6 protein-coding genes are annotated in these 16,158 nt (G+C 52.7%); 2 read left to right on the top strand and 4 right to left on the bottom strand.

The genetic code is table 11. The features are described from left to right. Positions 1-133 precede the first annotated feature (133 nt). From ACYVHX_RS17430 to ACYVHX_RS17415, 4 genes are all read right to left on the bottom strand, one after another. Positions 134-1,138 (bottom strand): c-type cytochrome, encoded by a 1,005-nt coding sequence (locus ACYVHX_RS17430; RefSeq protein ID WP_460672939.1) that lies wholly within the window; start codon positions 1,136-1,138, stop codon positions 134-136. Positions 1,139-1,328: 190 nt separating this feature from the next. Further along, entirely contained in the window at positions 1,329-5,333 is a 4,005-nt protein-coding gene (locus tag ACYVHX_RS17425) for an ATP-binding protein (protein WP_460672938.1), read from the bottom strand. 297 nt (positions 5,334-5,630) lie between these two features. Next, positions 5,631-5,882: a hypothetical protein gene (locus ACYVHX_RS17420; RefSeq protein WP_460672937.1), complete on the bottom strand. Its 252-nt coding sequence runs from the start codon at positions 5,880-5,882 to the stop codon at positions 5,631-5,633. Positions 5,883-6,879: 997 nt separating this feature from the next. After that, on the bottom strand, positions 6,880-9,582 hold the full coding sequence (locus ACYVHX_RS17415) for a glucosidase family protein (protein WP_460672936.1): 2,703 nt from the start codon (positions 9,580-9,582) through the stop codon (positions 6,880-6,882). A gap of 547 nt (positions 9,583-10,129) precedes the next feature. On the opposite strand from ACYVHX_RS17415, the gene ACYVHX_RS17410 reads away from it, so the two are divergent. Beyond that, entirely contained in the window at positions 10,130-13,414 is a 3,285-nt protein-coding gene (locus ACYVHX_RS17410) for a family 78 glycoside hydrolase catalytic domain (RefSeq protein WP_460672935.1), read from the top strand. Beyond that, positions 13,411-16,140, top strand: a complete 2,730-nt coding sequence (locus ACYVHX_RS17405; protein WP_460672934.1) for a family 78 glycoside hydrolase catalytic domain — start codon at positions 13,411-13,413, stop codon at positions 16,138-16,140. The genes ACYVHX_RS17410 and ACYVHX_RS17405 overlap by 4 nt, the downstream gene beginning before the upstream one ends. The last annotated feature ends 18 nt before the right edge of the window (positions 16,141-16,158 follow it).

The following is a 16,158-nucleotide window of genomic DNA, read 5'->3' as shown; positions in this document are numbered from 1 at the left end:
TATGTTCGAGTCTCGCCTTCGGCACAGCATTAAACCCGTAATCATTGATTACGGGTTTTTTGTTTTGGTGGTATACGGAATGGTGTGGACAGGCACTATTTGGGCGTAAATCCACGTTTTCAGGGAATGCGGTTTAGCGGGCTGCTACTTCTTTTCCTTTGGGGATAAATTTTACAACCGCATTCTTCACGGGGCTGACGGTTTTCAAATACGTATAAATTGCTCCCAGGTCCTGTTCATTCATACCGGCGTACATAATCCAGGGCATGATGGTGTTGAATTCCGGATGTTCGAGGGTCAACGGATGCTTAAAATTCGGTTGGGCAGCTGCCTGAAACCGGGCAATAAAAGCCTGTTTTGTCCAGGAACCAATCCCGGATTCGGCATCCGGAGTAAGATTTGCCGCGCGCACGGTCCCGGCCGGCATCGGAAACGACCGTCCACCGGCAAAATCCATTCCCGGTACTTTCTGTCCCTTATCATCAACGGGTGTATGGCAGTCTCCGCAACTGGCCAGTGTGACCAGGTATTTTCCATACGCGAGCGAATCGGAGGGATCGGGTCGTTTGCCGCCTTCACCTTTCGTGGGAATGGTGTTAATGATCAGATTCATTGGAAAGTCAGATTCCGGTTCCGGAATCGAGTTGTTCTCAATGGGCTTGAGCGAGCGGACGTAGGCGATAATGGATTTGATGTCTTCCGGATCGGCCTGTCCGAAATTGCCGTACGGCATGACCGGAAACAAGGCGCGCCCATCTTTGGAAACCCCGGCCGTAATAGCGCGGTAAATTTCGCCGTCGGTCCAGTCCTGCAAATGAGCGGGCGTGATGTTCCGGGCGAAGTAGAGCCCCGGAAAACCCATTTCGCGGGTAAACGCTTCTCCGCCCCGGCCTTCCGTGCCGACTACAACCGGGCCGCTGGAAATTTTCCAATCCCGCTCGGAATGGCAATCAATGCAGACGGCAACGTGGTTGGCCAGGTATTTCCCCCGGGCCAGTTGGGCGGAGTCGCCCTGGATGGTTAATTCAGGAGCCGGGCCTACATTGGGCAGCGCAAATTTGACGTAACTTATGCCACCAATTACCAGGAGAACAAGGACTCCGACGACGATGGCCAGGATGCGTACTACTTTTTTCATGCTAGAGTGATGCGTAAAGCGTAGGAAATGGGTAGCGGCCATGCTGTCCATGCGATTGATACGGGACAGAAAACCGTGTTCACAAACCTAGGGGAAGAAACCCCGATCGTCGATAAGGTCTGTTCCAAATACGATCACCAGTGTTCCACATTCACCAAACTGCCAAAAAGCAGGCGAAAAAGAGAGTGAATCAGGACTGGGCCGCAAACTCGCGGGGGGTGAGCTGGTAAAGCTCCCGGAAGCACTTACTGAAATAAGCCGGACTGGTGAAACCCACCTGATAGGCGGTTTGGTTGACACTCTGGCCCGTCCGCAGCAGTTGGGCAGCTTGCTTAAGCCGGTAGTTTCGCAGCAGATCGTTGGCGGACAGATCGGTTAACGCCTTTACTTTCCGAAACAGATTGGTGCGGCTCATGCCCAACTCCACCATCATTTGCTCCACCCCAAACTGAGAATCCCCCAGATTAGCTTCCAGCAAGGCATACAGCCGGGTCAGAAAAGGGTCGGTGGGCTCGGGGGCCGGTTGCGGTGAAGCCGGTTCGGGATTGCTCAAACTGGCCCGCACCCACTCGCGCTGCCGTTGTTTGCTGATCAGTTGGTTGCGGACCCGGAGCTGGAGTTCGGACACCTGAAAGGGTTTGGTCAGGTAATCATCCGCCCCCAGCGAAAGCCCCGCCAGCCGGTTTTCAACGGAGGATTTGGCCGTCAGCAAAATAACGGGAATGTGGCTGGTGCGCAGGTCGGTTTTCAACTGGCCGCACATTGTAAAACCGTCCATTTCGGGCATCATCACGTCCGAAATAATCAGGTCCGGCAGGTAGGCCAGAGTCTGTTCCAGGCCATCGCGCCCATTGATAGCCCGCCGAATGCGGTAATGCTCCGGCAGGCTGTCGACAATAAACTGGGCCAGCTCATGATGATCTTCCACGATCAGTACGCGGGGTTCGGCGGTTTCGTCGGCTGTGTTCCAGGCACCGGCGTCGGTAGTTCGGTGTGCTGGCGTAATCTGGTCCGGGGTAGCGTCTGGCAAATCAGCCGGTCGGTAGGGCAACAGAACCACAAACGTTGTCCCCTGGCTGGGCTGGCTTTCGACGGAAACCTGTCCGCCCTGCAACTGCACCAGTTCCTGCACCAGCGCCAGGCCAATCCCCGTACCCGGTGTTGCGGCCGATTCACTGACCTGATAAAAACGGTCAAAAATATTGGGCAGATTCGCAGCCGGAATGCCAATTCCGGTATCCGCCACGGCCAGTCTGATCTGACCCGAAAAGGTTTCCAGCGTGACCAGAACCGTGCCGGTTTTGGTGAATTTCAGGGCGTTGGACGTCAGGTTATACACAATCCGTTCCAGTTTTTCGGCATCGAACCAGTAGTCGCCGGCGATTTGGGAGTGAAACGTCAGGCCGATTCCCTGCGCCGTGGCCTGCTCGCTAAAAGGTTGCAGCCAGCGCCGGATGGATGCGGTGAGGTCGCCCCGCGACTCGTGGATGGGCATGACGCTGGCTTCCAGCTTGGACAGATCCATCAACTGATTGATGAGCCGCAGCAGGTGTTGCGCCTGTTGCTCCACGACCGAAGCCCGTCGCTGATTATCGACGTCGAGCTGGCTTTGCAGCATCTGCTCGGTAGGCCCCAGAATCAGCGTCAAGGGCGTCCGGAATTCGTGGGTAATGTTGGTGAAGAAATTGGTTTTGATCCGGTCGACGGCCCGAAGCTGGTCGGTTTCCTTCTGCCGGAGCTGAATGTCCTGGTTTAACCGGAGCCGGTTCAGGTACAGCTGGAGCAGCCCCCAGGCAATGCCTAATCCCACCAGAACATAGAGAACAAAGGCCCACCAGGTCGCCCAGAACGGGGGCTGGATTGTAATCGCCAGTTTGCGCACGTGGTAACTCCAGTGACCGGAGGTATTGGACGCATTCAACAGCAATTCGTACGTACCCGAAGGGAGATTGGTGTAAATGGCCTCGGGCCGGTCAGACTGCTTCCAGTTGGTTTCCAATCCTGCCAGGCGGTACCGATATTGATTTTTGGTCGGCTGATTGAATTGCAGGGCCGTGAATCGAATGGTCAGGTAATTCTGATCATGCGCCAGGGTAAGCTGGTTGGTCGCCTGAATGGGTACCTGACCCAGGATGGACCGGTTTTTGGCCGGGATGGTATCGGAATCTCCGGCCGTTGGAAAATCCTGCTGAATGACCCGGTTGTTGATTTGCAGTTCGGTTAACTCAACGGGCGGAGCAAATGTATCCTGGCCGATCTGCTGGGGATAAAAAGCCGTAAATCCTTCCAGCCCGCCCATGAGCAGCCGGCCATCGGGAAACTGAAGGCAGTGGTAGCTGTTGAACTCATCGGCCATGATGCCGTCATCCCGCGTAAAGGTCTGGGTCGTAAACGACCGGCGATTCATCCGGCAGAGTCCTTTGTTGGTCCCCATCCATAAATACCCGTACCGGTCCGGTTTTACCGAGTACACCACATTGTTGGGCAGGCCGTCGGCTTTGGTAAACCGGCGGACCTGACCGGTTTTCTTGTCGAAGCGGCAAACTCCACTGCCGAAGGTCCCGATCCACAGAAGATTGGCGTCGGCCGGATCGGCCGACAGGCTGTAGAGCGAGTTACTGCTCAGGGAGCTCCGATCGCCCTTACGGTTGACATGGTGCTGTCGCCGGCCACTCCGGCGGTCGATTCGCCAGAGCCCCCCCGCCCGGCTGGCCAACCAAAGGAATTGATCATCCACGACCAGTTCCGTAACCGGGTTGGTAATTTGGCTCGGAATCCGATGCGGGAACGAATGCCAGCGGCTCGCTTGCTTATCGAACCAGAAGGCCGCTGAGTCATAAACCGCCCAGATGCCTCCCTGCGGGTCGGTCGTCATCGGGCAGGGAATGTAGCCGGGGGCGGTCCAGCGAAAGGAAACAGGCAGCGGAAACCGCTCCGTTTGTCCGGTTTTCCGATCCAGGCGGTAGAGATCCGACGTGCCCACGTTGAACCACAAACGACCCGTAGCGTCGAAGGTTGAGCGAAAATTATAGCTGCTCAAACCGCTCAGCTTAGCCTGGACGGTTGGCCAGATGGGGGGCAAACCGAGCGAGTCGACCGTTAGCAGGTCCTGGTAAAAGCTGCGCCTATACCGACGGGTCTGGAAAGGGTTTGGTTGCAGATCATAGGTCCGGATGCCGGCACCATCCGTGCCCACCCATAACACATTCGTGCGATCGATCCATAAACTGCTGCACCCGTCGTTATGCTCGTTCCAGCGCGTCATGATCCGGATGCCTTCCCGATCCGTGAACCGAAACAAGATGTTATTCTGAGAAAAATAAACGGCTCCCTCCCGATCAATGGCCACCCGCGGAAACGTCCATTCGTTCCCCAGGGCGGGCAGCCGATAGGAACGTAACTGGCCCGTTCGGGGCTGGAGCAGCGTCAGGTAGCGTCGGGAAAAGAGCATGAGCTCGCCCGTTGAACGATGACAGATCCGGTGCAAGGTATCTTCAGGCAGTGACTCAGGATTGTGCGGCTGGCGTTGTAGGTGAGAAAAGCTACGCGTAGCTTCGTCCAACCGATCCACTCCCTTGGCCGTTGTCAGCCACATACTGCCGTCGGGTCCTTCCGTTACATCCGTCACGTAATTACTACTGAGCGATCCGGGCTGACCCGGCTGGTGCCGGAACCATTGTCCCTTGTTTTTCGTAAGATCCCAGCAGATGATGCCTCGGCCCATTGGGATCAGCCACAGCCGATTCTTCCGCGCGGCTGTGAGCCGATACGGCACTTTTATTTTTGTAAACTGACGAAAAGCCGGTTGACGGGACAGGTTGACAAATGTTTCGGTGCGGGGGTCAAATCGCTCAATATCGCCCTGGTCGGAAACGATCCAGATTCGGCCGTCGGGGTCCAGTTCGATTTGATTCAGTCCGGCAAAGGAGAGCGACGGTCTTCCGTCGGGGTCCGGTTGAAACACTTTAAACCGGTGTCCATCGTAGCGACAGAGTCCATCGCGGGTTGCCGCCCAGATAAACCCCTGTTTATCCTGAAGAATAGCGGGAACAAACGCCTGCGGTAATCCCTGGCGATCGGTGATGTGGACCGGTTTGGGGAAGCGAAAAGGCTGCGCCCGGAGCCAGCCTGCGAGCGGCAGCAGGCTGAGCAAAAAGCTTACGATTCGAAAGGTTGACAGAAAAGGATTACGCAAAACGGATAATGGACTCTGGCTTGCATCGTAAAGCCTAAACATCCGTTTGTATACTGATTTGACACGGATAAAGTCCGTTCTGCACCCAGTTTGATCTTTTTTGAAACAATTCGCTGGTCATTTAAAAAACCGGCCTGATCAGCGTGGACGTATGGGGAGTTAACAAACACCGGGCGATTCGCCGGGATGGCCGGATTGCCATGTGTGGTTAAACTGACTGAATCCCTGAAGCGCCAGAACCGAGGATTCGTTTCAATTTAACAGACACGCCCTTTACGTCCAAGACACCCAGCGGTTTTATGCACTAAGTAATTGCTGGTATTCGCTGGTTAAAATTTTTACACAATTGGCTACTGGTAAACCATCAAAAGCTTCTACCGGCAAGTCGATGCGGAAGCCATCATCATCAATTACGTAAGCGGATAAAAGAACATTACCAAGCGCCACAAAGCTACTCAGTACTTCCATTTGTATTTCAAATTCCGCGCAACAAACGCAGGGGCCAGTTAGTGAGCCATCTGAAGCCGAAAGGGAAAAATACAGAAACATAGCGTTGAAAGGTTAGGGAAGACGATTCGTACAAACCTACCGGATGAGATCCGAACGGACGATAACGTCTGTTCCAAATACCAAAACGCCTGTTCCAAATACCCTGCAAAGTCAATAAAAAGCCGCTGGACTGTTGCTCACGGCGAATTTATTTCAGCGATTTGTAGACAGTTCTAAAAACAAAACCCGGCTTGTGCCGGGCCTGTAACGTTCTATACTCAAATAATTCCTGTCCTAATTCCCGCATTTTGGATGCCACAAGCACTAAAAAGTTAGTATGCGGATGTCAGGACGGTGAAAGGGAGTTGGAAAGGGAAGAACAAAATCAGTGAACCTCTGACATTTACAATATGAAAAAACTTACTGTCAATGACGGATTATAAAAATTCGGATAATTTTTAATTAAATTCTAATATAAAGTTAATGTCACCGGCAAGAAAATTACTTAATATTATGGTAAAATATGATTAAAGTTTTTAGTGAGTAATTAATACTAATGATAAAGGCCTCTCTAGCATGAAATCGTTTGTCCTCTTCTTGTTGTCAACCTTGATTTACGTGGCTTTAGCTATTGTTATTCTGGTTATCATGGCCATGTATTACGGCCTGACGACACTCTGGATTCTGCTATCTACAGGCCTTACCAGAACCTTCCTCTTTTCAACTTCAGCCAAAACACCCCAGTTAGTGCAGGCGGGTGCGGAGTCATAAGGTCTGGAGTGTCCGCAATTATTTATTTCAAAGTCAACGCTGACCATCGCCGAAAAACGAAACGGTTGCGGATTGATTGCCATTTGACGCATCGCATCATTGTCATCACCAATTGATTAAAACCGGTTGCTGCGAAAATTTCTCGGTACGAATAAAACTTCGTTTTCTCCTGCATCACTATTCCGTACGATTCGTCGAAGGTGCGGAAGGCCGCTTTGCCCGGCTGGAATTCCAGCCGGGCTTTGTTGGTAATATGTCTAGCGACAAAGCCCAACTGCCGCAGTGATCAGTAGTCGAGCCGGATTTCGGCCTGGCCCGAAAAGGATTTTATCGAGACGGTTTCCGTCTGATCATTATAGGTACCGCCGGTTACGTTCACGGGTTTTTTACCGGCGGGGTGCGGTATTCGGATCAACACTTCGCCCGGTTTCCGATTATCTGTGCAGCTCACGCTGGCCGTGATGTACCCTTTGTCTACTTCTGAAATCACGTTCGCCGTAATCGGACCGAAATAGCTCCTGACATTACTCAGTGCTATCTTCTTGCCCTGCTCCAGCCATTGGCGCGGTATCGTGTTGAACAATCGGAGGCTGGGTCCATCTTCGAGGTACAGCATCCAGCGAGTTTCCATCAAAAACCAGGCTTCCTCATGCGTCTTGTGCGGACTGACTTTAAACAAATGTTCCCAGAAGGTATAGGTTTCCCGGTCGGCGTGGGCCGCAAATGTATGGTAGTAGGTACTTAAAAAAGGTTTGGTCATACCCAACTTCGCCTGCATCCAATTATGGCGACTGTAATACGGTTGACTAAACGCGGAATTTTCCTGGTAGAAAAGCTCGCTGTGGTAGTTCAGAAGCGTTTTGGCCGCGGGCTCACGGGGGTCCAGTACTTCGCAAAAAACCAGGTACAGGGGACCAAGCATCGCATCCGGTGCCGTAAAGGTACCGTGCGACCAGAAGGTTTCGCGTTTCTGGTACAGACTTCTCAAACCGGCGCCTTCCGTCCAGGGCGGGGCCGTTGGACACCAGGTGCCATCGCCCAGCGGAACAACCGGCGACAAAGCCACCGCGTTAAAAAACGACTGGCGGATATCGTCTTTCCAGGCGTCGGCTTCCTTTCTGATTCGTTCGGATTGGGAAGGGTCAATACTGGCCAGCATTTCGGCGCTGCGGCTCATCCCGAGGTAGGCGTAGCCGTTGAGCATGAACTGATGAAAATGATCTTCGGGGTCCGCTACTTTTCCTTCGATCATCCCGTACCCCCGTCCGCGCAGTTCCGCCTTCTTGTTCCGGTTGCGCCAGCCGATCAGGTAATCACAGGATTTAAGGAGTTTTGCTTTATTTTTTTCGAGCCATTCCCGGTCGTTCGTATACCGGAAGTATTCGCCCATGCTCCATAAGGCGGCCCCGGTTTCCACCATATAGCCATTGAAATTCTGGATAAAACCGTCTTCGTGCTGCTTGTCAAGAAAGAAATCCAGCGACCTTTTTGCAGTATCACTCCAGCCCATGGAGGCATAAAACTGAATGATTGGCGAACTTTCCGTTCCGATGGGGGAGTAGACGCCAATGGTAGGGGCAAGCGTGGCGTTGGGTTCATTGCCGTACGTAATCAGGTCGAGGTGTAACAATCCGGCCCGGATCATTTCGTCGATCCGCTTCTCGGGGACCTGTATTTGCGCGGCTTTCCCTAATTTGGCGAGCCAGAAATCCTTGCTTTCGGCGTACCGCTGATCAAAGGTTTGCATCGCCAGTTGCGCAGCCCGTTCCTGGGAAACCGGACTGTGGGGAATAAAAAAATCAAACAGCGCTTTTTCACCGGGTTGCAGCAAAACAGAAATTTCTTCACCCGGCAGCGGTTTTCCGTTCAGTTTGGAAACACAAAAAACCCGGTTTTCCGAATAGGCTGAAAACCCGGTTTTTGCGTCGAAACGATACGGAAATTTCTGCCACCACATCGTGCCCGGACGCGGGGTCTTGAACCAGGCGTAGCGGGGCACGGAGCCGGTATTGACGACCTCCGATCTGAAAAATAAAACGGTTTCCTCGTCCGGATTTAGGGCTTTTTCCGATTTGGTTTTCACCTGTTCCTGCTGCTCTTTGGTGAACATGTGGCCGCCACTGAAACTGTCGGCCACCAGAAAATCCGTGCCTTTCTGCTCCGTCAGGGGTGATTTTTCCAGGGATACAAAGGTGGTGGACTGATAAACGACCTCATCGTCGGTCAGCGTTGAGTGTAAAATCGGTAACGTGCCCTGTTCCAACCGGCGCGTGACATTCTCCTGTACGCCAACGCCCCGGCCGTACGTGTACAGATAATGGGCCGGTTCATTTTTTGTCTCGGCCAGTCGCAACGCGGTCGACGACCGTTTGGGGGAAATAATGGAAGCTTCTCCCTGGGATGCGTCCGAGAGGTTTTCGACAATCTCGAAAATCCTAAAATCCCGGCTGGTTCCCAGCCAGGTGGGAACCGTCATGTTTCGGACCTTCTTCTCAACCGAGGAAAAAGAAACTTCCCGCTCGGTTTCAATGCGTTGCAGCTTGGTCATCGTTTTCCGCGAACGTACGGTGGTCTCCACCTCCTGGTACGACCGTTTATCCGTCGCATTCAACACCACGGCGCCATAATCCGGCAGATAGATGGGGGAAGTGGACGTAACATCCCGAAGGAAAAATGAAAAAGGATGTTTGGCCGTTTTGATGGACACGACGGTGGCCCCGGTTCCGTATTCGGTCCGGGCGCTGTCAATCGTTATCAGGATGCCGGGACGACTGCTTACCCCCAGCTGAAAGGCGTTGGCTTTTACCTTGCCTTTTCCCGCCGATCCTTCGATTTTACGCAAAAAACCGTGCTGCACCTGAACCGTACCGGATGGCGTCGTGCCTTCTTTCCATTCGACCCTGACCTGTATTACGTTCTGAGAAAAGGCCGTTGAACCCAAAACCGCCAGCAAAAAAATGAAGGTATTAGAAATCCATTTGTAATCCATAACTGAATGCATTGGCGACAATTTCTTGGTAAAAGAATCAAAAGCCGGGGGTATAAATCAACGGCGCGAAAAACAACACCGGGTAATCGCTGGCCTGGACACTCAGGCTGGCCCAGAGCGAACATAAGGCGGTTTTTAAGTAGATCATGGACTAGGAAGAAGGGTTAAGGCGGCAAACGTCAATTAGCAAAAGTACCCATAGAGCCCCATCAGCACTTCCAGAATTGGCTACTACATTTCATGCTGGGACAATCCATTCGAAGCGGTGGGTTGACAAGCACTACTTCGGGTGGGGCATTGCCTATAAAACTACTTGTCATTAGCTTAAATTGGTAATAAAGACCGAAAAAATGGCACAAAAGCATCGTTTTTTGCTAATAAACTGGAATTCTTGAGTTCTTCAAAGCGGTAAGTTTACAGTGCGGAATCTATAAGTTTTTATAGAAAAAATAATACATAGTAAATAGACAAGATACGCTGATTAGAAACATTGCGTTTTTCGGTTTATAACAATACCTGGCTATTCACCACTTTTCAACCTTTACCAATGAAGCTTGTCTGGTTTAACCTCCTGGCTCTGTTATCGACCTTTTTAGCTCACGGAGGCAATCAAACTACTGATTTGAAAATCAGTAATCTGCGAACAGAATATCTAGTGAATCCTATTGGAATTGACGTCAAGCAACCCCGCCTGAGCTGGGAATTGGTTTCTGATAAGAAAGCGCAGTCTCAATCGGCTTACCAGATCCTGATTGGTACGGATTCCCTGGCCCTGGCAAACGATGTCGCTAACGTATGGGATTCAAAGAGGGTGGAATCCGACCGAACCAGTCAGGTGAGGTATACCGGCGGCAAACTGGCTTCCAGAACCCACTATTTCTGGAAAGTCCGCGTCTGGGATGCCAGCAAGACCGTTAGTTCGTGGAGTCCCATAGCCAGCTGGTCGATGGGGCTGCTACAGAAAGAGGACTGGCAGGCACGCTGGATTGGAGCGCCGGCAGAAAATGTACCGGACAGCGCAAAATTCAACATCTGGCCTGGCTTTCAGTCGGGTTCTAGCGCTACGGAGAATGCAGTTAATCAATGGGCCGATGTTGATTTAGGCTCGGCGCAGGAAATTCGCCAAATCAAGTTGTACCCGGTCGATTATAAACTTCACGCCAACGGCTACTTATTTCCCCGGCGTTTCAAAATCTTGGTATCGGCTACCGCCGATTTTAAAAAGTCAACCGTAGTCGCGGACGAAAGCGCCCGGGATTACATTCAGAAAGGGCTGGAACCGTACAGCAAACCGATTACGCCCGTTACCGGCCGGTACATCCGGGTAGTCGTCAACAAACTCGGAAAAACGGACGAGGGGAAGTACGCCTACGCCATCGCCGAGCTGGAAGCCATCAATACCCGTTCCGAAAATGTTGCCTTGAAAAAACCGGTTGTCGCATCCGTTCCGTACGCGACGTTTCCTGCCTTTTCAGCGGAAAACTGGACCCCGGCCAAACTGACGGATGGGGCGCACACCGGCAGCTCGGCTAATCGGAAGCCGTTCAAAACGTCCATACCCGCATCGCCTTTGTTGCGGAAAACCTTCACGGTAACGAAAACCGTGAAACGGGCCACGCTCTACGCGAGCGCTTTGGGCCTGTATGAGATGACCCTAAACGGAAAAAAAACCGGGAATCAGGTTTTGGCACCCGAGTGGACCGATTACCACGAACGCGTTCAGTACCAAACCTATGACGTCACGAAATCCCTGAAAAAGGGCGTCAATGTGCTTGGTGCCATGCTGGCCGATGGTTGGTATGCCGGTGGCCTTTTTTCCCATCCGGACCGGGGGGCCTATGGATTCGACCGGCGGTTGATCGGGCAATTGGAGCTGCTGTTTGACGACGGTACCCGAACCCAGATTATAACCGATGCCAGCTGGAAGCTATTGGAAAACGGCCCCATCCAGACGGCATCCCTCTTCGACGGCGAAAATTTTAATGCGAAATTATTACCCGCGAACTGGCTAAACCCTGATTTTGACGATTCTGCGTGGAAACCGGCCATCGTTGACAAAACCGTCTCAAAAACGCTCAACGCCCAGCTCAACGAACCGATCAAAGTGATCCAGGAGATTACGCCGGTGAAGGTGGTCAAGGTGAAGGACGGTACGTACATCTTTGACCTGGGGCAAAACATTGCGGGCTGGGTGAACCTTAAAATTCCGTATAACCCAGCGCAACCCATTACGTTCAGGCATGGTGAAGTGCTGGACGAACAGGGACAGCTTTACGTCAGCAACCTGCGAGCCGCCAAGCAAATAGACGTATATACGCCCGGGTTAGAAAAAACCGTCGATTATGAACCTCGTTTTACGTATCATGGCTTCCGATACGTTGAGATTTCCGGCCTTACCCAGGAACCCAAACTGACCCACGTAACGGGGAAAGTGGTCGCGTCGGCTGCGCCTATGGCCGGTCAGTTTGAGAGTTCATCGCCCGATCTTAATAAATTGTGGACCAATATTGTATGGACCCAGCGGGGAAACATGCATTCGGTACCGACCGACTGTCCGCAACGGGATGAGCGGGCGGGCTGGATGGGCGATGCCCAGGTGTTTGCCCAGACGTCTATTTTCAATCTGGACATGAGTGCCTTTTTTACCAAGTGGGTGCGGGATATTGCCGATTGTCAACGGGCCGATGGACGCTACCCCGATTATACCCCGCAGGTCGATAAGTGGAATCGCTATTGCAATGCCCCCGGCTGGAGCGACGCGGGTGTGCTGGTCCCCTGGCGAATGTATGAAAACTACGGCGATACGGCCATTCTGGCCCGGCAGTATACGTCGATGAAAGCCTACATTCGGCACATTCTCCAAACCAATCCGGATTTGTTGTGGAAAAATGAGCGGGGGAACATGTACGGCGATTGGCTGAATGGCAATACCATCATTGCGGACGACTACCCAAAAGAGGGTGGTAAAGTGGATAACGACATCTATTCGACGGCCTTTTTTGGCCATTCAACCCGAACCGTCGCCAACGTGGCCAGGCTGCTTGGTCATCAGCGGGATTATGTGTTTTATGACTCGCTGGCAACGGCGATAAAGGCCCGGTTTATCAAAGAATACATTTCCGAAGACGGTACCATTGCCGGCAATACGCAGGCGGCTTACGCCCTCGCATTAGAGTTTGACCTGGTGCCCGAAAAGCTGCGAAAACAGGCCGCAGCTCACATGGTCGAGGCCATTAAAGCGTACGATTACCGGATCTCAACCGGCATTCAATCGACGATTCGGCTGATGAATCAGTTGTCCGAATACGGGTACGCCGATGTGGCTTACAAATTACTGGAAAGCCGCCGGTTTCCTTCCTGGATCTACTCGATTGACCAGGGAGCCACCACCATCTGGGAACGCTGGGACGGCTACGTCAAGGGCCGTGGTTTTCAGAACGTCGGCATGAATTCATTCAACCATTACGCCATCGGCGCCGTGGGCGAATGGATGTACCGGAGCATCCTGGGCATCAATGCCGATTCGGCCGGTTACAAGCATTTTACCATTAAACCGCGTTTAGGCGGCAGCCTGACCTGGGCCAAAGGGTCTTATCATTCCATTGCCGGCAAAATTGCCGTAGACTGGAAAGTCGCAAACGGCACCTTCCAGTTAGCCGTTCAGATTCCGGCGAATACAACGGCTACCGTGTTCCTGCCGACCGGGAAAAACATCAGCGAAAACGGGCAACGGATCGCTGGATCAAACGCTATCCGAATCGTTGAAACCACGGAGGCTGGTACGGCCTTACTCGTGCCCTCCGGTAGTTATACGTTCAGCGTAGCCTTATGAAGTATAGAAACATAACGGTGCTGGTCGTCTTATTGTTAAACGTAGGGATTCCTGTAAACGCGCAAATCCGGGTGGTTGCCGCCTTGTGCGACAATCGGGCTAATCCAGTCGGTATCAACCCCCGCGATCTGTTTTTCTCCTGGGAAATGCAATCCCCAAAACAGGCCGTTAGGCAGTCGGCGTATCAAGTGGTTATTGCCTCGTCGAAAGCGAAGCTGACGGCTGGCCAATTTGATGTAGCCAATACCGATGTGGTGAAAAGTGATCAGAGCATTCAGGTCCGGTATTCGGGGAAAGCACTTCAGTCGGCGCAGACGTATTTCTGGAAAGTTCGGGTGTGGGACACGGATAAAAAACCGTCTGCCTGGAGTGTCCCGCAACAGTTCACAACGGGACTGTTTACCCCGGCGGATTGGAAAAACGCCCGCTGGATCGGCTACGAAGAGATGCCCGACTCGGGGCGGATTGTGCCCTTCGTTCACCTGAAAATGAAGCCGGGTGATCCCCGGATTTTTAAAAACGCCCGGTCTCCGTTACTTCGCAAAGAATTTACAACGGCCAAGAGAGTAGCGAAAGCGCTCTTGTTTATCAGTGGTTTAGGTCACTATGAAGCCAGTATCAATGGCCGACGGATCGGAAACGCTTTTCTGTCGCCCGGCTGGACCAGTTACGATAAAACCATTCTGTACAATACCTACGACATTACCGGGCAACTACGTCCCGGAAGCAATGCGCTTGGGGTTATACTCGGCAACGGGTTCTATTCCATTTCGCAGGAGCGGTACGTGAAAGGAACGGGCACCTTTGGGAACCCCAAACTGATTGCCTTGCTGAAGATTACGTACACTGATGGCCGCACGGACTACGTGATTTCTGACCAAAGCTGGAAAGCAACACCGTCGCCCATTACGTTCAACACCATCTACGGCGGGGAGGATTATGACGCCCGTCTGGAGCAAACAGGATGGAACACAACCGCTTTTTCGGACAAGACCTGGAACGATGCGGTTTTAGTGACTACGCCAACCGGTAAACTTTTGCCCGAAATTGATTACCCCGTCCGGTTTCTGGATTCATTAACCGCCAAGAAAACGACGGTGGTCGGACCCAATAGCGTTGTGTATGATTTTGGCCAGAACTGTTCGGGAGTTCCCAGCATAAGCGTGCGAGGGAAAGCCGGTCAGACGCTGAAAATTACGCCGGCTGAGTTGCTTCATGCGGACGGTACCGTCAATCAGGCGGATGGCGTTACACCCCATTCGTATTCGTACACATTAAAAGGTGATGGCGAAGAAACCTGGCAACCCCGGTTTTCTTATTTTGCCGTACGATACGTTCAGGTCGAAGGGGTTCGGGCCAAAGGCGAAGGTGCCGATCTGCCGGTCGTTACGGAATTGGAAGTGCTTCACAACCGCAATGCCGCTCCGCAGAATGGTCTGTTCGCGTGTTCGAATGCGTTGTTTAACCGGATCTATACCCTGACGGATTGGGCGATCAAAAGCAATCTGCAAAGCTACATTACCGACAACCCCCAGCGGGAAAAGCTAAGCTGGCAGGGCGAGCAGAATTTCATGCGTACGGCGATCAATTATACATTCAACGTCTACAATCTGTACCGCAGCCTAATCCAGAACATGACCGACGCACAGCACGAAAGTGGCCTGGTCCCCGACATTGCCCCGGAGTATATACAATTCGACGGCCCGTTTGTCGATTCGCCCGAATGGGGCACCACAGCCATCCTGGATTCGTGGTTTCTGTACCGGTTTTACGGCGATACGTCGGTGGTCCGCAAAACCTACCCAATGATGACCCGGTACGCGGATTTTCTGGAAAGCCGCGCGGTTGACGACCTGCTGCTCTATGGCTTGGGCGACTGGCTGGATATTGGGAAAGTGACTCCGATTGGCATCACCGCTACGGCTTATTATTACCATTCCATCACCGCCTTAAGCACCATGGCGGAGCTGATCGGGAAACCGGACGATGCCGCGCGTTACCGGATGCTGGCGGCCCGCATCAAAACGGCGTTCAACAAGAAGTTTTTCAACCCGGACACGAAACTGTATGCAACCGGTAGCCAAACCGCGATGGCGATGCCGCTCAGCATGGGGTTGGTGGAGGAAACGTACCGAAACGACGTACTGAACAAACTGGTAACGAATATTCAGTCGATCGACGCCCACCGACTGACCGCGGGCGACGTTGGGAACCGGTATCTGATCAAAGCGCTCTCTGAAAATGGGCACCCGGAAACGCTGTTTACCATGACCAATCGCGACGACGTGCCGGGCTACGGGTACCTGCTGAAAAAAGGAGCAACGGCGCTGGTCGAAACCTGGGACGGAAACCAGTCCCAGAATCAACTGGCGATGGGCCATATTCTGGAGTGGTTCTACGAGGGCATTGCCGGTATTGCTCAGAAGGAAAATTCCGTCGCGTTTAAGCACCTGAAACTTCGCCCCCAGCCGGTCGGTGATCTGACCTGGGCCAAAGGTAGTTTTCACTCGCCATACGGCTGGATAAAAACCAGCTGGACCCAAACCGACAGCCGGTTTAGCTATCAGGTAGAAATTCCCGTAAACACCCGGGCAACGGTTTATCTGCCTGCGAAGGCCCGTTCAAAAATCCATAAAAATGGGAAACTCGTCCGGGCTTATAAAACCGAGGGCGATACGGTTTTGCTGGAACTGGGTTCGGGTACCTATGCGCTAACCGTCGAGTGATCAACAGAACAGACTGAA

It is taken from the genome of Larkinella ripae (assembly GCF_054780775.1).
Note: the sequence above shows the minus strand (reverse complement) of the source record. Positions and strands in the feature narration are given on the sequence as shown.